This window comes from Nocardia sp. XZ_19_385 (genome assembly GCF_015355755.1).
In the GTDB taxonomy this organism is placed as follows: domain Bacteria; phylum Actinomycetota; class Actinomycetes; order Mycobacteriales; family Mycobacteriaceae; genus Nocardia.
This window is the reverse complement of the sequence record NZ_JACVEE010000001.1, coordinates 2,666,792-2,684,152: the sequence shown is the minus strand read 5'-3', so window position 1 is coordinate 2,684,152 and position 17,361 is coordinate 2,666,792. Positions and strand designations below refer to the sequence as shown.

Annotated in this window: 15 protein-coding genes and 1 riboswitch; of the genes, 8 read left to right on the top strand and 7 right to left on the bottom strand. The window is 65.3% G+C overall.

Annotation, left to right across the window (positions count from 1 at the left end; all coding sequences use genetic code 11):
- Positions 1-472: 472 nt before the first annotated feature.
- Both IBX22_RS12670 and IBX22_RS12665 read left to right on the top strand, forming a co-directional pair.
- The gene (locus tag IBX22_RS12670) at positions 473-2,071 is read left to right on the top strand and encodes an ABC transporter substrate-binding protein (RefSeq protein WP_309234564.1); all 1,599 of its coding nucleotides are present in this window, start codon (positions 473-475) and stop codon (positions 2,069-2,071) included.
- Between the two features lie 25 nt (positions 2,072-2,096).
- Positions 2,097-3,698: an ABC transporter substrate-binding protein gene (locus tag IBX22_RS12665; RefSeq protein ID WP_309234563.1), complete on the top strand. Its 1,602-nt coding sequence runs from the start codon at positions 2,097-2,099 to the stop codon at positions 3,696-3,698.
- A 51-nt stretch (positions 3,699-3,749) separates the two neighbouring features.
- Here the strand turns inward: IBX22_RS12665 and IBX22_RS12660 are convergent, their stop codons facing one another.
- The 3 genes from IBX22_RS12660 to IBX22_RS12650 are packed head-to-tail and all read right to left on the bottom strand — an operon-like array spanning position 3,750 to position 6,789.
- Entirely contained in the window at positions 3,750-4,625 is an 876-nt protein-coding gene (locus IBX22_RS12660) for a hypothetical protein (RefSeq protein ID WP_194815458.1), read from the bottom strand.
- Positions 4,622-6,490: an alpha/beta hydrolase gene (locus IBX22_RS12655; RefSeq protein ID WP_194815457.1), complete on the bottom strand. Its 1,869-nt coding sequence runs from the start codon at positions 6,488-6,490 to the stop codon at positions 4,622-4,624. The genes IBX22_RS12660 and IBX22_RS12655 overlap by 4 nt, the downstream gene beginning before the upstream one ends.
- Positions 6,490-6,789: a hypothetical protein gene (locus tag IBX22_RS12650; protein WP_194815456.1), complete on the bottom strand. Its 300-nt coding sequence runs from the start codon at positions 6,787-6,789 to the stop codon at positions 6,490-6,492. The genes IBX22_RS12655 and IBX22_RS12650 overlap by 1 nt, the downstream gene beginning before the upstream one ends.
- Positions 6,790-6,942: 153 nt before the next feature.
- Between IBX22_RS12650 and IBX22_RS12645 the strand changes: the two genes are divergently transcribed.
- On the top strand, positions 6,943-7,875 hold the full coding sequence (locus tag IBX22_RS12645; protein WP_194815455.1) for a co-chaperone YbbN: 933 nt from the start codon (positions 6,943-6,945) through the stop codon (positions 7,873-7,875).
- Between the two features lie 358 nt (positions 7,876-8,233).
- Here IBX22_RS12645 and IBX22_RS12640 read toward each other — a convergent pair whose 3' ends face one another.
- The 3 genes from IBX22_RS12640 to IBX22_RS12630 all read right to left on the bottom strand — a co-directional run bounded on the left by IBX22_RS12640 (position 8,234) and on the right by IBX22_RS12630 (position 12,727).
- Positions 8,234-9,811 carry an HNH endonuclease signature motif containing protein gene (locus IBX22_RS12640; RefSeq protein WP_194815454.1) on the bottom strand — a complete coding sequence of 526 codons (1,578 nt, stop codon included), beginning with the start codon at positions 9,809-9,811 and terminating at the stop codon, positions 8,234-8,236.
- 731 nt (positions 9,812-10,542) lie between these two features.
- Positions 10,543-11,352 carry a DUF72 domain-containing protein gene (locus IBX22_RS12635; RefSeq protein WP_194815453.1) on the bottom strand — a complete coding sequence of 270 codons (810 nt, stop codon included), beginning with the start codon at positions 11,350-11,352 and terminating at the stop codon, positions 10,543-10,545.
- Between the two features lie 16 nt (positions 11,353-11,368).
- The gene (locus IBX22_RS12630; RefSeq protein WP_194815452.1) at positions 11,369-12,727 is read right to left on the bottom strand and encodes a cytosine permease; all 1,359 of its coding nucleotides are present in this window, start codon (positions 12,725-12,727) and stop codon (positions 11,369-11,371) included.
- Positions 12,724-12,874, bottom strand: a riboswitch (TPP riboswitch). Its footprint overlaps the gene before it by 4 nt.
- 177 nt (positions 12,875-13,051) lie before the next feature.
- On the opposite strand from IBX22_RS12630, the gene IBX22_RS12625 reads away from it, so the two are divergent.
- The 5 genes from IBX22_RS12625 to IBX22_RS12605 all read left to right on the top strand — a co-directional run bounded on the left by IBX22_RS12625 (position 13,052) and on the right by IBX22_RS12605 (position 16,772).
- Positions 13,052-14,104, top strand: coding sequence for a hypothetical protein (locus IBX22_RS12625; RefSeq protein WP_309234562.1), 1,053 nt, complete (start codon positions 13,052-13,054; stop codon positions 14,102-14,104).
- A 152-nt stretch (positions 14,105-14,256) separates the two neighbouring features.
- On the top strand, positions 14,257-15,057 hold the full coding sequence (locus tag IBX22_RS12620) for a class I SAM-dependent methyltransferase (RefSeq protein ID WP_194815451.1): 801 nt from the start codon (positions 14,257-14,259) through the stop codon (positions 15,055-15,057).
- Positions 15,058-15,121: 64 nt separating this feature from the next.
- Entirely contained in the window at positions 15,122-15,460 is a 339-nt protein-coding gene (locus tag IBX22_RS12615; RefSeq protein WP_194815450.1) for a hypothetical protein, read from the top strand.
- Positions 15,457-15,867 carry a MerR family transcriptional regulator gene (locus tag IBX22_RS12610; protein ID WP_194815449.1) on the top strand — a complete coding sequence of 137 codons (411 nt, stop codon included), beginning with the start codon at positions 15,457-15,459 and terminating at the stop codon, positions 15,865-15,867. Before IBX22_RS12615 ends, IBX22_RS12610 begins: the two co-directional genes overlap by 4 nt.
- A gap of 65 nt (positions 15,868-15,932) precedes the next feature.
- Positions 15,933-16,772 carry a metallophosphoesterase gene (locus tag IBX22_RS12605; RefSeq protein WP_194815448.1) on the top strand — a complete coding sequence of 280 codons (840 nt, stop codon included), beginning with the start codon at positions 15,933-15,935 and terminating at the stop codon, positions 16,770-16,772.
- A gap of 9 nt (positions 16,773-16,781) precedes the next feature.
- Here IBX22_RS12605 and IBX22_RS12600 read toward each other — a convergent pair whose 3' ends face one another.
- Positions 16,782-17,327: a hypothetical protein gene (locus IBX22_RS12600; protein ID WP_194815447.1), complete on the bottom strand. Its 546-nt coding sequence runs from the start codon at positions 17,325-17,327 to the stop codon at positions 16,782-16,784.
- Positions 17,328-17,361: the final 34 nt, after the last annotated feature.

Genomic DNA, 17,361 nt, shown 5'->3' with positions numbered 1-17,361 from the left:
TCCCGGTTGTCCGGTTCGGCACGAAGGGAAGTTAACCGTAACCAAGCCGTTATGCACCTTGGTCATTTGACCTGACTGCGGCGGCGCTCCCCGGGTCGACCTGCTGAAAGTGCTGGTCCGCAATGCTTTTCATAGGGCATGTTGCACAGTGATAGCGTCTGGCTAATGTGTTCTTTAGAACAAGTTGATTGAAATTCGGATCCACTGGGTACCCAATTCGCTTCGAAATCCCCGAATCGCGGGTTGCCGCTCGAGTGCCCCGGCGGTGTCGCCGCGGGCGGCCGCCGGGCCGTATCGGTTGATTTGCCGAGTCATAGCTACTCGTGAGTCGCGCTTCGTCGGCGCGCGGTGGTGTCGCAGCTGAGCCTGGTCGATCGCAGGACAGGCAGACCTGGAATCGCTACTGTCCGAATATATTCCGGGGCAGTCGGATGAGGGTCGCCCCGGTTCTGCTCGATGTCAGGAGAACGCAGTGAGATTCACAAGAGCTGGTGCGTTGATAGGGGCGGTGTTACTGGCCACAAGCCTGGGCCTGTCCGCATGCGGTACGGACGACAGTGCCGACGAGGGGATCGTCACCACCAACGGTGGTGAACCACAGAACCCCCTGGTTCCCGGAAATACCAACGAGAACATGGGCGGTCGCGTGGTCGACCGGTTGTTCGCGGGCTTGAAGTACTACGACGCCGACGGCCAGCCGCACAACGAGATGGCCGAGAAGATCGAGACCGCCGATCGGAAGAATTACAAGATCACCATCAAGCCGGATTGGAAGTTCACCGACGGGACCACGGTCAAGGCGAAGAACTTCGTCGACGCCTGGAACTACACCGCCCTCGGCACCAACGCCCAGCTGCAGAGTTACGTGTTCACCGCCATTCTCGGATTCGACGAGGTTTCCGCCGAAAAGCCCACCGCGCAAACGATGAGGGGCTTGAAGGTCGTCGACGACCGCACCTTCACCGTCGAATTGCAGTCCCCCTCCATCGATTTCGAGATCGGCCTGGGCTACTCGCCGTTCTATCCGCTGCCCGATGCGGCGTTCAAGGACATGAAGGCCTTCGGTGCGGCCCCGATCGGCAACGGCCCGTACAAGTTCAAGACGTGGGAGCACAACGTCAAGATCGACCTGGAGCCGAACCCGGACTACAAGGGCGGCCGCCCGGCCAAGAACAAGGGCCTGCGGTTCGTGCACTACCAGAACTTCGAGACGGCCTACGCCGATCTGCAGGCCGGCAACCTCGACACCCTCGACACCATTCCGTCGAGTGCGATCGCTACCTACAAGAACGACCTCGGGGACCGCGCGATCACCAAGCCGACCGCGCAGAACCAGCACATCGGCGTCCAGTCGAACGTGGCGCATTTCTCCGGTGAAGAGGGAGTGCTGCGACGCAAGGCGCTGTCGATGGCGATCAACCGGGAACAGATCTGCGACAAGATCTTCCACGGCACCCGTAATCCGGCGAAGGATTTCACCGCCAGCACGCTGCCTGGATTCAACGGCAATCTGCCCGGCGCGGAGGCGCTGAAGTACAACCCGGACGAGGCCAAGAAGCTGTGGGCCCAGGCCGACGCCATTTCGCCGTGGTCGGGACGCTACGAGATCGCCTACAACTCCGACGGCGGACACCAGGAATGGATCGAAGCCGTCGCCAACAGCGTGAAGAACGTGCTCGGCATCGAAGCGGTCGGGACGCCGTATCCGACGTTCAAGGACATTCGCGGGCTGATCACCGGACGCACCATCGGCAAGGCGTTCCGCTACGGCTGGCAGGGTGACTACCCGACGATGCTGCAGTTCCTCACCGCGAACTACTACAGCCACTCGGGCACCAACAATGTCGACTACAAGAGCCCGGAATTCGACAAGCTGCTCGATGCCGCGCTGGCGGCGTCCTCGCTGGAAGAGTCCTACAAGATCATCGGCGAGGCGCAGGCGCTGATGCTCCGGGACATGGTGGATATCCCGATTCTCGACTATGTCGCCAACGCCGGACGGTCGGACAAGGTGAAGAAGGCCGAGCTCGCCTGGAACGGGCTGTTCGACTTCGAGGGCATCGAGAAATAGTTTCAGCGAGATCTGGGAGAACGCAGTGAGATTCACAAGAGCTGGTGCGTTGGCCGGGGCGGTGCTACTGGCCACCAGCCTGGGACTGTCCGGATGCGGGAACGACGACGACAGCGCCGATGGCCGGATCGTCCTCGTCAACGGCGGGGAACCGCAGAACCCGTTGGTGCCCACCAACACCAACGAAAACATGGGTGGTCGGGTCATCGACCGGTTGTTCGCGGGTTTGAAGTATTACGACGCCAACGGTGTCGCGCACAACGAGATGGCCGAGAAGATCGAGACCACCGACCGCAAGAACTACAAGATCACCATCAAGCCGAACTGGAAATTCACCGACGGCACCACAGTGAAGGCGAAGAACTTCGTCGACGCCTGGAACCACGGCGCCCTCGCCACCAACGCCCAGCTGCAGAACTACGTTTTCACCCCGATTCTCGGGTTCGACGAGGTGCAGGCCAAACCACCGAAGGCCCAGACCATGAAGGGCCTCCAGGTCCTCGATGACAGCACCTTCACGGTCGAATTGCAAAAGCCGTCCATTGATTTCGAGACCGCCCTGGGTTACGCGCCGTTCTATCCGCTGCCCGATGTCGCGTTCAAGGACATGAAGGCCTTCGGTGAGGCGCCGGTCGGCAACGGCCCGTACAAGTTCAAGACCTGGGAACACAACGTCAAGATCGACCTGGACAAGAACCCGGACTACAAGGGCGGCCGCCCGGCCAAGAACGACGGCCTGCGGTTCGTGCACTACCAGTCCTTCGACACCGCCTACGCCGACCTGCAGGCAGGCAACCTGGACGCCCTCGACACCATCCCGCCCAGCGCGCTCGCCACCTACAAAAAGGATCTCGGTGACCTCGCGATCACCAAGCCCACCGCGCAGAACCAGAAGATCGGCATCCAGCCCACCGTGCCGCACTTCGCCGGCGAGGAAGGCGTGCTGCGCCGCAAAGCGATTTCGATGGCGATCCACCGGGAACAGATGGCGGAGAAGATCTTCCAGGGCACCCGCCTGCCGGCCCGCGACCGCACCTCCAGCGTGCTGCCCGGTTTCGACGGCAACCTGCCCGGCTCGGAGGTGCTGAAATACAACCCGGACGAGGCCAAGAAACTGTGGGCCCAGGCCAATGCCCTTTCGCCATGGTCGGGCAAATACGAGATCGCCTACAACGCCGACGGTGGACACCAGGAATGGATCGAAGCCGTCGCCAACAGCGTGAAGAATGTGCTGGGCATCGATGCGGTCGGCGTACCGTTCCCGACGTTCCGCGACATTCGCACGCAGATCACCGGACGCACCATCGGCAAGGCGTTCCGGTACGGCTGGCAGGGTGACTATCCGACAATGCTGCAGTTCCTGACCCCGCACTACTACAGCTACTCCGGCTCCAACAGTATCGACTACAAAAACCCGGAGGCGGACAGGCTGCTGGACGCCGCGTTGGCCGCGGGGTCGCTACCGGAGTCGTACAAGATCATCGGCGAGTTCCAGACGCTGCTGTTCCGGGACATGGTCGACATCCCGATCTTCGATTACGTGGCGAACGCGGGTCGCTCGGACAAGGTGAAGAAAGCCGAACTCACCTGGAACGGGCTGTTCGACTTCGAGGGGATCGAGAAGTAGATGGACTGGCTGATGGGGACTTGCGGTTGCAACATCCCCATCAGCCTCCAGTCAGGCCGGCTCGAAGGAGCACAGATCGGCCTCGCCGGAGATCTGCTGATAGACCGCGCGGTAGCGCTTGCTGTTGGTGTGGTCCAGGCCCGGTGCGTGTTTGGCGTAGCGGACGGTGACGTCCGCGGCGATCTCGCTCTCGCTGCTGTCCGCCCAGCGGTAGTTCGCGATCTCGGTGACCTGCCCCAAGCCGCGGGCGGAGGCGTTCGCCTTCATCTGCTGTTCGAAGGCTTGCCTTTCCGGAGTTTGCGGCCCGACGGTCAGTTTCCGGTTCAGGGGCCCGCAGGTGATGGTGTAGAGATCCAGCGGGTTGCCGTTATTGAAGGCCTGCACGGCTTTTCGGGTGAGGGCGGGGATGTGCGCCAAGGTGGCCGCGAGTGACCCATCGGCGGATGGGATGTCCGCGGCGCAAGGCGTGGTCGCCCACACGGTGAGCACATTCGTGTTCGAAAGGCGTACGCCGCCTTCGTAACCCGCGGTGCTGGTGAAGGACTTGGTGCGCGCTTGATCGTCCTTCATGCGGTAGCCGTCGCGCTTGACGAGCGCAGCCAGCTTGTCCTGGGCGGCGCGAACCAATTCCGGTGTGGGATTGGGGAATTCGTCCTGGGCGCGCAACTTCCACGGCGGCCCTTCGGTCATCGCCGAGGCGTTGGTGCGGCATCCGGTGCGGCTGGATTCGACGCTGTAGGACCGGCCCGGGTCCGGGGAGACGGCCAGTAGATTGCCGAACATCGCGAACTCGGCCTTGTCCACGGTGAGGCCGGACTTTTCGAGGATCTCCTGCTCGGTGGGCCCGCCGCTGTACGGGTCGCACGTTGCCGCTGTCGACAGCAGCGCGGCCGCGACCAGGACTGGCACACCGTGCAGGAATCTCATGACGCCAGGATCCTCGGTCCCAGTTCGGCGTTGTCGGTGACGCGCGGGTCGGCGTAGGGCTTCTTGCCCAGCTGCTGTGCGGCCTGTGCGGCGACCAGATCGGCGACCTCGTCTTTCAGATCGCCGTCGTCACCGAGATCGATGTCCACCCAATCGGTTTCGATGCCGCGCTCACGGTAGGCATGTACCTCGCCGCCCGCGATGACGCCCGCGATATTGCGGAAGGCGGTGGAATTCGGGTCGTCCCAGTACTTTCCGTGGCCGTCCGGGCCGAAGACGACCGCCTGTTCGCCGTCGCCGTTGTAATCGCCGTAGTAGCCGGTGTCGAGGCGGGTGACGCCCGGCATCTTGTCCGGGTCGGTGCCCTGTGGGTGGCCGCCGTGCGGGTTGCTCTCCGGGATGCCGGGCAGGTCGAGCCAGGACGGGAGACCGGTGTCCCGGGGCGCGGATTGTGCGGCGCCGATCAGGTCACCGGGAGCGGTCATGGAGTAGCGCTGCACATTCGGGTTCGGGTTGTTCCACGCCTTGTCTTCCACGCCGGTGCCCGCCGAGGAGGCGTGCAGGATGCGGTCGGCGCGCAGGCCCTGTTGTTCGGCGGTGCCGACGATCGAACCGCCATAGGAATGGCCGACGTAGGTGACCGGGGTCCCCGGGGCCCGTTGACCGACCTCGCGGTCGACCTCCTTGCCGAACTCGACCAACTTGGGGGCCATGTCCTCGGCGTACTGCGGGTTCATCGCGCCGGACGGGCCGAGATCCTGTGGGAAATCGCCCTCCATGTAGAGGAATACCGGGCCCTTGGTCTGGTCGGCCAGGTTCCAGGCGGCGGCCTGATTGGACGCGGAACCGTCCAGATCGGTCGAGGTGCCGGGCACGTAGACGCCGACTCCCTTTGTGTCCGAGGTGAATTCGCCGACCATCTCGATCATGTGCCCGGTGCCCTCGTCGGCCCGGAACATGATGAATTTGCGGTCCAGCTTCGCGTCGTCGGCGGCACTGAGGCCGGCGGTCCGCACCAGCTCGAGTTCCGGCTTCTTGTCCGACTCGGACTTCCCGAGCACCTTGTCGGTCTTGGTCGGGTCGTCGATCGGCGCGAGCAGGCCCTCCAGACGGTTGATCCGCTCCTGATCGGGATTGGGCTTGTGCTTCTCCTGCTGAACGGCGTTGCGGATATTGATCTCGTTGGCCGCGATGCGGATCGGGAACGGGACACCGTTCAAATTGCCCATCACATCCGGATTCGCGATTACCAGGGCCCGGATATCCGATGGGCTCAGCTGCGACAGCGCGGCCGCGCGCTGATCAGCGGTCATCGCCGCCAGTTGGGTGATTACGTCGTCCGGGTCGCGGGGGACGCCCTGGAACATGATGTCCTGCTGGCCTTCCCGGATCGCGGCGAGATCGGCTTGGATGGCGCGCAGCTGTTCCCCATAGCTGTTGTCGATCCGCTCGATCTCGTCCAGACCAGCGAGGATATTCAGTTGGAAGACACCGGCTTCGGTGTTGCCGCTGTCCGGGTGGGTGACCATGCCGGTGTCGCCGACCGTGCAGCCCGCGGTCCGTGCCGTCGACTGCTGCGCCAGCACATACGTGCGGGCGGTCTCGAATTCCCGGTGCGCGTCCGCGGCTTCGTCGGCGAACTGCACCAGCAGCCCGCGCACCTCGTGCGCGTGCTCGATCTCCTCGTTCGTGCGCCGCCAGGCCGCGTCCCTGGTCTGGCCCCGCCACTCCTGCGCGGCGTCCATCGCCCGCGACGAATCCGTGAGCGAGTCGTACAGCGTCACCGCGTTCTCGTTCGCCACCTTCGCCGCCTGCAGCAGCCCAGCGAGGTTCCACGCCGCCAGCTGCGAGATCGTCGGCCGCATCAGCGCGCCTCCAGCTTCCCGAATTCCGCCGCGATCTCGGCATCCCGCTCGGCGATACTGCCCGCGAACTTGTCCACCAGCTCCGCCATCGTCGTGAACCTGCTCGCGATCGAAACCGCCGCCTGCCGCGCCGGATCCGCGCTGTCCCGCACCGCCGCCAGCACCGCACTGCCCTCGCCGCCGACCTCGGACAACGCCGACCACACCAGCCCCGTGAGGTCCCCCGCCTCCCGCCGCCACGTAGCGGAAATGCTCGTCAACTGTGCGGGCTGTACCCCGAACTGCGCCTCCTTGGCCACATCTCTCCCTGCGTAGTGCGTTCACTTTCTTCGACGCAGCGTGGGCAAGATCGGTTCCACTTTCCTGGCGGCGAAGTTTCGCCAACCCGCAGTGGGCGCCGGGCGCTGGATCTAGCATTGTTTCCAGTCGTTTGCGAGCGCCGGAGGGGTCCCATGGAGCGCGATCACGAGTTCACCGTCACGCTGCCCGGTGCGGGCACCTACATCATCAAGCTGCTCGAAACAGTCCAAATCGAGGAATCCGACGGCCACACGATCGGCCACTGGCCCGCCTTCCACCTCGACGCGAAGAGCGACAGCGCGGCGAAGGTCTACGAAGAACTGCTGGGCGGCCTGCAACAGCAGATCGCCGCCGGCCCCGGCTCGCCGGAGTTCGAACCCTTCGCCGCTTACGTCCGCGAACACGGCACCCACCTTTCCGAAGCGGAAGCCACCGCCCGCGAAGTAGCGGAACTCCGCGACATCACCGTCCGCTGGCGAGTCACCGACGACGAGCAGTACACCGTCCGCCTCTGGCAAGACCTCGAATTGCAACGCGACGGCGACACAGTCACGGCCCAAGCCTTCAACCTGACCGGCACCGGCCACCACCCCGGCGAAGCGCTCCAAGAATTGTCACGCGCCCTCAGCGAAGCCTGCGGCGAACCCGACGCCCCCGGCCCACGCCTCACCGACCTCACGACCTGGGTCCGAACCAACGGCGACCCGGTCCCCACCGAAGTCCTCGCCCAAGAAGCAAAAGACAAACAGCTCTACCTGACAGCGCGCGACAAACTAACCGCCATCACCCCGGAAGACATCCCCGCCGAAAGCTCCACCGGCATCCCACTACTGGTCGACTTCTGGGCCGAATGGTGCGGCCCCTGCCGCCAGGTCACCCCAGTCCTAGCCGAACTTTCCGAACAATGGGCCGGCCGAGTACTCGTCCGCAAGATCGATGTCGACCAATACGAAGGCATCTGGGAGCGCTTCAACTTCCGCGGCATCCCCGCCATCTTGATGTTCAAGGACGGCAACGAAATCCACCGCGTAGTCGGCTTCGCCGGCAAAAAGCACCTGATCACCGAAATCGAACCCCACCTCTGACCTGTACCAGCCGCTCGCGACTCAGGAATTCGTCAGACCGGCGGCGTTACTCCGAGCCGAGGGCCCTAGCCTCGCTCTCCGCACCGGCCTCATCGCCCGACGAATAGCGCTAGGTGCCGGACACATTGGTGCCGTGCCGCAGGGAGGATGTGTAAGCGGTCGGCCGCGGTGACTCGTTTCGATGCTGTCGAGAGCCGCGGTTCCGAGACGGTCGTGGGCGCGCGATAGTGTCGGCGAGCCAGTTAACTCGCTGGATTGGTGGAGGAGACTCTGTCAGAGGCCAGCAGCGGTCGATGTCAGGAGAGGCGATCCATCCAGGACCTTTCCGGGTTATCGAATTATGGTCCAGGACAACGGTTTATGGCTTGCGCGCTACGGCTGGGGCAGGGCCCGTTCGGCTGCGGACGCGGATATCTCGCGGCGCCGCGCGGGGCGGCACCGCGGGCTCAGCGGCGGGCTTGCGTGGCGCTAGTTCGGTGAGCCAGCGTCGGCGCTGTGCGCGGTCGTGTTCTCTGTCTTCGTGGATGCGTGCGAGTGTTTCGGCGAGTAGTTCGCTGGCGTGGTGGCGGTGGTTGATTCGGGGTGTGCGGGTGGGGTCGATGTGGGGTGGTGCGATCCACCCGGTCCGGCCCGGATGATCCGAACCCTTGCCGAGGACAACAGTTTTCCAGCCGCCGGGCCCGTCATGAATCAGGGCGTGGCAGCGGTCGCAGGCCAAGGTTTCGTTGCCGATGTCAGTGTTGCCGTGTTTGTTCCAGTCGGTGACATGATGGACCGCGCATATACTCGCCGGGGCGTCACAACCCGGACGGGTGCAGCCCCGCAGAGCAGCGATCAACGCCAATCGTTGACCGGGGCTGGCGAGGCGTTTGGTGCGCCCCAAATGCAATGGGACACCGGCATGGTCGAACACCATCAGCCACGGCAGAGCCCGTTCGGCCAGCTTCAACGCTTCCCCGATCGGGACCGTGCCCCCGGTCGCGGTGGTCGCGACCCCGGCGGCGTTCTCGATGTCCTCGATGCTGATCGACAGGATCGCTGAAACCGGCAGCCCGCGATGGGTTCCCAGGTTTGCGGGGTCGGTGCCCGGCGACAACAGGGCGACCAACGCGTCGTGGGTGCGTTGGGCGGCACTGCGGGTATCGCGCTTGGCGGCGGCATCCAACACCTCCCGATCGATGTGCTCGGTGCTGCCGGAGGGGCTGTCGGGGTCGTCGGGGTTGTTCATGCCCGGGCGTCCGAGTTTGGCGAGGACAGGGTCGAGCAGGGCGCGCAGGGTGGGGGTGATGTCTCCGCTGATCGCCGACATGCCGTCAGCGCGTTGCCGACCAATACGCAGGCTGCGTTGGCGTTGGCGGTCGCTGTCGTTGGTGAGGCTGCCATCGGGGTCGAGGCGTGCCAGGATGTCTCGGCCGATGTTGGTGATATCTTCGGGCATCACGGCACGGGCGGCGGTGGCCAGGATCTGTTCGGCGGCTTCGAAATCGGTGTTCGCGGTCGAGCCGGGGACACGTTTCAACACTTTCGCGATCTCGCGTGCGTGGTCGGTGGAGATCTGGCCTTCGGCTTGGGCGGCTGCGGTCGCGGGGTGGTGGGGCTCGACATCCTCGCCCGGGATGTCATGCCACACACCCAAAGCCGTCGCGGCCGCGACGCGGGCGGCGGCATCGGCATGAGAAATCCGAAGAGTTTGGATCAGTAGTTTCTTCGTGGTCCCGGCGCCGGTGCGGGCGGGGAGTCCGCCTTCGGTGGCGCGCACGATCAGTTTGTGGGCGAAGGAATCCAGCACCCGCCGCGCTTTCTCCAACTCGCGCATCGCTTCGAGCACAGCCTCATCCGAGAACAGCGTCACCGTGGTGGCGGTGAGGTCGGTGGCGGCGGTCAGTAGCGGGTCGGTGACCCGCTGTGCTGATACCGCTGGGCTGGTCGAACGCATGTGTGAATTCTATCGCCGTTCAAAGCGGATAGCTATCGAAAATCGGGTCTGAATTCGATCTCTTCACACTGGACACGCGATCGAAATCCACTGGTACACAATGCGTTACGGGATGCGACTGTTTCGGTTTGTCTCCACAGTGCCTCTGAAGCTGTTCATCCGCACCGATTCTCTTTTCTGTCTTTCTGGAATGTTCTGGACCGGACCACAGCCGGGTGACCGAGGACCGAACCGAGCGCCCGCACGAAAGGTGAGGGGTAAGTCCGGTAGGGCTGCCAACGCGCCCCGCATGATTGGGCAAGATCTCTGGACCACAGCACCACTACTGGACGACCCTGGCCGGGAGGTTTGTCCGATCCCCAACCGCCGCCACCCTGCGGACGCACCGAAACCAGCCCTCTGCCGGGCACCCGAACGGTCACCACCATGCCAGGCGCGCCGAACGCGGCCATCCATGGTTGAGCCAATCTCTGGACCACAGCCCCCACCAGAACGCCCTGTCCGGAAGGGTTGTTCGATCCCAACGCCGCCGCCACCCTGCGGACGCATCGAAAAACTGACCCTCAGCCGGGTACCGAAGGGTGACGACCTCGCGGACGCACTGAAGCGATGCGGCGTGTCGGGAGCCCTACCGTGCTTACCTGCCGCAGCCATGTCCGAACGCTCGATGTCGTCACAAGTACCCCGCTATGGGCGCGTTCAGAGCTTCGACAAACCCGAAAAGTGTTCGCTCAGTAGGCAAGCCGCGATTTCAAAGCAAGGGCATCTCGCGGCGCCATCACCTTCGCATCGTTGTCGAAGTAGACATAGACATCGCCATGCAGAGCCCAATCGCGAATCTTGCCGGCCCACATGTCGAGCCCTTCGTCGGTGTAGCCGCTGACATACAGCTCTTCATGGCCATGCAGGCGGATGTAGGTGAAATCGGTGGTGATTTCCTCGAGGGCGGGATATTTGCCCGCAGTGTCGGCGACGACCAGCGCGATGCCGAATTCGCGGAGCAGGGCCGGGAATTCGGGTGTGACGAAGCTGGGGTGGCGGATTTCGAGGGCGTGGCGGATCGGACGGTCGGCATCGGTGGTGAGCCAGGCCGGGTCGACGCGATGGTCGTGGTGGCTTGCGATCTTCGCTGCCTCGGTAGTGCTCCGGGGGAGGCGGGTAAAGAAATCCGCGAGCAAGGCGGGGTCGAAGGCGAAGTTCGGCGGCAACTGCCACAGGAATGGTCCCAGTTTCGGGCCTAGCGCGAGAACCCCGGAGGCGAGGAAGTTCGACAGCAGCGTGTCGCCGTCGCGCAGCCGCTTCATGTGGGTGATGAAACGGCTGCCCTTGACGGCGAATACGAAGTCGTCCGGCGTCTGTTCGGCCCACTTCTGGTAGCTGGCAGGCTTCTGCAGCGCGTAGAACGAACCGTTGATCTCTACGGTTTCGAACTGCTCTGCCAGATAGGCGAGTTCACGGCGTTGCACCAGGCCCTCGGGATAGAACACGCCCCGCCACGGCGGGTACAGCCAGCCCGAGGTGCCGATCCGGATCTCGCCCATCCGACCATGGTGGCAGTTACCGCGGCGAACGGGTCGCCGAAACGCGGCCGACCAGCCAGGCCACCAGGCCCGCCGCCAGGAACGACAGCAGCGACGCGCTCATCCAAGCCTGCTTGGTGAAGCCCAGCGCCTCCTGAACATTCACCCAGAACCGGGTCCACGCGCCCGCGTCGCCCGGGTTGATCAGCTGGTACACCGACAGGCCCACCAGCCACGCGAAGACCATGCCCCAGCGCGACGGCGCGTCCTCGGCGGTGTTCCAGGAACCCTTGGCGCGCAAGAAGAAATCGGCGACCAGCACACCCAGCAGCGGCACGAACACCGAACCGATCAGGCCGAGGAATCCGAAGTAGTCGTCCATCTGCAGCCACAGCGCGAGCAACGTGATCAGCGCACCGAGCCCGATCGTCAGGATCCGCCGGTCGATGCGCGGCCACAGGTTCTGGATCGAGATGGCCGTGGAGTAGACGTTGGCGAAGGACTGATCGGCTTCGCGGAGCACCAGAATGAAGAAGAACAAAGCGCCCAGCGTGACATGCAGGAACGGACCGTAGGTGCCGCTGTCGCTGGTGGCCAAGGCCAAGGCGAGCAGGCCGAGGATGTAGGCGACGATCTGGGTCAGCGCGTAGGACCCGCTGGCCGCGCCGAACGCCGCCCGGCTGCTCTTGGAATGGCGGGTGTAGTCGGCGGCCACCGGCATCCAGGAGATCGAGACGGCCAGCGCCGCGTCGGTGGCGATCCAGAACAGACTCCAGTCGACGCCGAACGGGCCGCTGCCCTTCGGGCCCGGGTTGGCGGTCAGATCGGGGATACCCGCCCGGAAGAACTGGATGTAGAACCAGGCCAGCGCGATCACCACACCGATGGTGACGAATCGGCGCAGCATCCGTACCGAGCCGAGCGGCCAGATCGTCAGGGCCACGGTGATCACGCCCGCCCCGACCACATACAGCCAGCGCGGCCCGCCGCCGAACAGTTCCTCCGCGGCGCTGCCGATGACGATCAGCTCGAAGGTGCCCCAGCCGATCAGCTGGGCGATGTTCAGGATCGTCGGCAGGTAGCTGAGTTTCGCGCCGAACAGGCCGCGCAGCAGCACCATGGCCGGTTGACCGGTCTGCGAGCCCGGGACCGCGGCCAGGCCGAGCATCAGCCCGCCGACCACGGTGCCGATGATCATCGCGACGATGCCCGCCGCGATGGACAGTTGCAGCGCGCCCTCGGTATTCGGGGCGAGCACCGTGTAGGCGCCGGAGAACGCGAACAGGCTGACGCCGAGATTCGCCCAGAACGCGCTCTGATCCCAGAATGACAGCACCCGGGGTGCGGGCTGGTCGAGGGTGAGCGGCGCCTCGTGCGCTTCGTTTGGAACAGACATAACTTCGAGCACTTTCCCTACGTCGGCATTACCCGGACAGGTTCGCGCGGTCGGCGGAACTGACCCTTGCGAGCGATCTGCGAGCAGTCGCTACGGATCGGTCCGCCCTCTCAGCCCGGCCGTGCCCGAGCTCCCGCAGTGAGATGGTTCGGCCGAATAGTACACGCGACCACTTCAATCGTGGGATGTCTCGTTGTCCCTGCTCATCGTGGGTGTGGACGGCTGTGGATCGATCTTGTGTGGTCCTCCGATCGGTAGGCTGCAAGAGAGCTGCCGGGGTGGAGGATTCGCCGAACTCGGGGCGAGAGATTCGGGGCGGGTGCGGTGCGAGCATTCTTCGGGGCAGTCGGTGCGCGGTGGCGGCGTTGGTCACGGTGGCGGCGAGCGGGGGTGATCGCCGGGCTGGTGTTCGCCTTGCTGCTCACCACGGTGGCCGGGCTGGCGGTCGCGCTGCGGCTTGAATACGCGGGCGACCCACCGGCGGACGCGCGAACCCGAGGCCGCGACGCGGTGTGGCTGGGCCATGCCTGGGTCGACGGCCGCAAGACCGACGCCGATATCGCCGCCCTGGCGACACTGCTGTCCGGCACCGGCATCAAGGACCTGTTCGTCCACACCGGACCGTTCGCGCGCGACGGCAGCGTGCCGGACGACCTCCATCCGCAGGCCCGCTGGTTCACCGACGCGGTGCACCGCAGCCTGCCCGGAATCCGGGTGCAGTCCTGGCTCGGCCAGCTCGTCGAGCCCGAATTCGACGACCTCGACATGGCCGATCCAGCGACGCGCGCCAACATCACCGCTGCCGCGCGAAAGGTGCTCGACCTCGGATTCGACGGCGTGCACCTGGATCTGGAGCCGGTCCGTTCGGGCTCGAGCGACTTCCTCTCGATCCTTGGACAGGTGCGGGCGGTCACCAAGAGCCGCAACGTGCCGCTGTCGGTTTCGGCGCCGCAGATCGACCCGCTACCGGGCTTGCACTCGGTTGGTATCGCCCTGCGCGACCACGGAAAGTGGTGGTCCCAAGCCTATTTCGCGGAGGTCGCGCGCCGCGTCGACCAGGTCGCGGTGATGTCCTACGACACCGCGATGCCGACCCAATCCCTCTACGGCGGTTACGTCGCCCAGCAGACCTCGCTCGCGCTGGCCGTCACCCCCGCCGAAGTCGACTTGCTCATGGGCGCTCCCGCTTTCTGGGCCGACGACATCGCCCACCACGGCGCCGCGGAAACCGTTCCCGCCGCGATCCGCGGCATCCGCCTGGCCCTGGGCCGCGACGATCGACACCGGCAAACCTTCGGCGTCGCGCTGTACGTCGATTTCGCTGCCACACCCCAGGATTGGGCCGCCTACCGCCGTGACTGGGGACAACTGCCCTGATCAGACCGGCATGGACGGTGACACGGTGCCGATGCCGCGCCGCTCGTGCGCCCCCGCATCCCGTTTGGGAAGGGTCTTTTGGGCCTTGTTTTCGTGCGCCGTGGGGTTTCCCATTGTTAGGAAACCAAACGCCGACGTTCGGGGGTGTTCTGATGCGCGCCGCTCCGGTCCATGGTGAGTACGTCTTCGACAACGCAAATGAAAAGGCCGCGGAGCAGTTTCGACTGCTGTGCGACATCCTCAACGCCCACACCGTCGGCGTCCTCCGGGAAACCGGTGTGACCAGCGGGTGGCGCTGCTGGGATATCGGCGCGGGCAACGGCAACATCGCGCACTGGCTGGCCACCACGGTCGGCCCGACCGGGTCGGTGCTCGCGACCGACCTGGAGCCGCACCACATCCCACCGCACGACTGCATCGAGATCCGCCGCCACGATATCCGCGTCGACGCGCCGCCCGGCACCTTCGACCTGATCCACGTGCGGCTGGTCCTGATGCACCTGCCCGAGCGCGAAGCCGTATTGCGCCAGCTCACCTCGGCATTGGCGCCGGGCGGCGTGCTGGTGGTCTCGGATTGGGACGGCCCGCAGGAGGATTTCGTCATCACCGCACCGACCGTGGAAGCCGCCGCGGCCGTCAGCAGATTCGGCGACGCCATGCATGCCGTGGCCGGTCTCGCGGGCATCGACTTCTCCTGGGCCAGGCGTACGCCCGCCGTCTTCCACGCCGCAGGCCTGTCCGACGTGTGGTCCACGGGCATCGGGGAGATCTGGCCCGGCGGCAGCCCCGGCTGTGCCCTGTTCCGGCTGCACACCCTGCTACTGCCCGGCCCACTGACCGCGGCCGGTCTGGCTCCGGGCGATCTCGACACTCTGGGCGAGGCCTTCACCCGGCCAGACCTTCGCCTGTGGTCGCTGCGGATTTACACGACCACCGGCCGTCTAGCCGCGTGAGTGGTGCGGGCTCCCGAAACCCGACCTTGCAATCGGTACCCAGGTACAGGCTTACCGTGGGGTTATGGAACAGCACGCCTGGGTTTCGGAAGCCTGCACACTGCCGACGGCGGAGCAGCCGATGCGGGTCGCGGAGTTCGATCGGTTCTTCGCCGAGGCGGTCCGTGGGATGCGGCAGCCGGAGCGCACCCGGCTGGAATTGGTGGTCGATCCGGCGTGTGAGTCCCGGGCGCGCGACCTCGCAGCACTGGAAACCGCGTGCTGTTCGTTCTTCAGCTTCGAGTTCGGTACAGCCGGCGCGGATCTGATCATGAGCATCGCAGTACCAATCGGTCGCATCGAGGTGCTCGATGCGCTGCGGCGGAGGGTGGCGACGATGCTCGGAGAACAGGAAACATCATGAACGACTTCGGATTACGCACGGGCCAGGTGGCAGCGGCCGCGGGTGTGAATGTCCAGACCTTGCGGTACTACGAACGGCGCGGCCTACTCCCGAAGCCGCAGCGCTCGCTGGGCGGACATCGGGTGTATCCGCGCGAAACCCTCACCACACTGCGGGCCATCAAAGCAGCCCAGCGCCTCGGCTTCACCTTGGCGGAGGTCGCAGATCTCCTGGCCTCCCGCCGCCGAACCAGCGTGAAACACAGCGCCGCGGCAAAGCTCGCAGCAGTCGACGCGAAACTCGCCGAGCTCACCACTGTCCGCGACACCCTGAAAGCAGCACTGTCGGCAGGTTGCGACGACCTCCTGATGTGCGCTGAAATCCCCAGTTGCCCAGTGCTATCCGTGCAACCACACGCCAGCGTCTGATCCCGCCGCCCCGGCCGTCGATAAATCCAGCTGCCGCCCGCCTCCGAGCCTGCCATCATTGCCGGATGGGGAGCGTTCTGATGACCGGGGATCTGCACGGCAACACCAGCCATGCCCTCGACCTGCTGCAGGTCGCCGTGCGCGAAGAGTGCGAAAGAATGTTCGTGCTCGGCGATTTCGGCGCCTGGGAGCACACCGCCGCCGGGCGGCGCTACTTCGATGTGGTGGACCGGGTCGCCCGCAAGAAGAAGGTCCGGGTGTATTTCCTGGACGGCAATCACGACAAATCCTCGCTGCTGCACGAACGCTATGGCTCCGAGCTGGACGACGAGGGCTTCCTGGTGTGCCGCAAGAACATTCGCTACGCACCGCGCGGACAGCGATGGACCTGGGACGGCACCCGGTTCGCCGCCTTCGGCGGGGCCTACTCGGTGGACAAGGGCTGGCGACTGGCCGCCGAAGCGCAGCGGGCACGAAAAGCCGAGCGGCGCAGACAGTTCGGCTCCGCCCGACACCCGGCGACCGAGGGCACGCTGTGGTTCCCAGAAGAGCAGATGACCGACGACGAATGCGACGCGCTGCTCGCCGACACCGACCCGGTGGATGTGCTGCTCACCCACGACAAGCCGCGGGCTGCCGACCCGGATTGGAACCGCAAGAACCTCCCCGAATGCCTGCCGAACCAGGACCGCATCCAACGCGTGACCGACACCCTGCGGCCCCGGCTGCTGCTGCACGGGCATCTGCACTACCGCTACACCGACCACCTCGGCGATACCCGGGTGGAAGGTCTCGGCGCCGATCCGGACGCCTCGCACCCGATCGGCTACGAGGCCTCGGACTCCTGGCTGGTGCTGCCGCTGCCGTATGCGCCCGAAGTCGCCGCGGAACGCGAAATCGCCTGAGGCGAGCGGTTATCCGGCCATGCAGGCGTCGCGCGCGGTGTTCTTGCTCGCGTTGAACCTGTCGACTGAGGCGTTGAGTGTGTCGACATCCACCTTGCGGTCCACATTGTCGGCGACGGTATTGCTTTCGTCGCGGTAGCCGCGCAGCGGATCGGCGATGCGCGGGGGCAAATCACTGGTCAGCGTCGCGGTCAGCTCGGTGGCGCCGGCGCGCAGGGTGTTCACCGCGTCGGCGGCCTTGGCGTCCACGTCGGAAGCGCCGGCTTCACCCGCGGCGATGTAGGCGTTGAACGAGGTGACCGACTTGGAGGTCACCTCGGCGAAGGTGTCGCAGGCCGTTTCGATGGCCGAGGCCAACGCGGCCGCCTTGGACGACGACGCCGCGATCGAGGACGAGATCGAGGAAGCGGTCACCTCGGAGGTGTAGGAGGCCAGCTCCGTCTGGTTGGCCTCGGCGGCGCCTTCGACCTGTCTGGAACATGCGCCGAGGAAGATGATGCCGGTAGCGGTCGCGGCTGCCGCGGCGGCCAGGCCGGCGCGCTCTAGTCGTCGCATCGTGTACGCCTCTCTGATATCCCTCGGGCCCGAT

What these genes read in the sequence shown, in the direction of transcription:
- IBX22_RS12600 (WP_194815447.1), bottom strand. Translation starts at nt 17,327, where the DNA reads ATGCGACGACTAGAGCGCGCCGGCCTGGCCGCCGCGGCAGCCGCGACC.
- IBX22_RS12655 (WP_194815457.1), bottom strand. Translation starts at nt 6,490, where the DNA reads ATGCGGCCGACGATCTCGCAGCTGGCGGCGTGGAACCTCGCTGGGCTG.
- IBX22_RS12605 (WP_194815448.1), top strand. Translation starts at nt 15,933, where the DNA reads ATGGGGAGCGTTCTGATGACCGGGGATCTGCACGGCAACACCAGCCAT.
- IBX22_RS12630 (WP_194815452.1), bottom strand. Translation starts at nt 12,727, where the DNA reads ATGTCTGTTCCAAACGAAGCGCACGAGGCGCCGCTCACCCTCGACCAG.
- IBX22_RS12620 (WP_194815451.1), top strand. Translation starts at nt 14,257, where the DNA reads ATGCGCGCCGCTCCGGTCCATGGTGAGTACGTCTTCGACAACGCAAAT.
- IBX22_RS12610 (WP_194815449.1), top strand. Translation starts at nt 15,457, where the DNA reads ATGAACGACTTCGGATTACGCACGGGCCAGGTGGCAGCGGCCGCGGGT.
- IBX22_RS12615 (WP_194815450.1), top strand. Translation starts at nt 15,122, where the DNA reads ATGGAACAGCACGCCTGGGTTTCGGAAGCCTGCACACTGCCGACGGCG.
- IBX22_RS12645 (WP_194815455.1), top strand. Translation starts at nt 6,943, where the DNA reads ATGGAGCGCGATCACGAGTTCACCGTCACGCTGCCCGGTGCGGGCACC.
- IBX22_RS12640 (WP_194815454.1), bottom strand. Translation starts at nt 9,811, where the DNA reads ATGCGTTCGACCAGCCCAGCGGTATCAGCACAGCGGGTCACCGACCCG.
- IBX22_RS12635 (WP_194815453.1), bottom strand. Translation starts at nt 11,352, where the DNA reads ATGGGCGAGATCCGGATCGGCACCTCGGGCTGGCTGTACCCGCCGTGG.
- IBX22_RS12660 (WP_194815458.1), bottom strand. Translation starts at nt 4,625, where the DNA reads ATGAGATTCCTGCACGGTGTGCCAGTCCTGGTCGCGGCCGCGCTGCTG.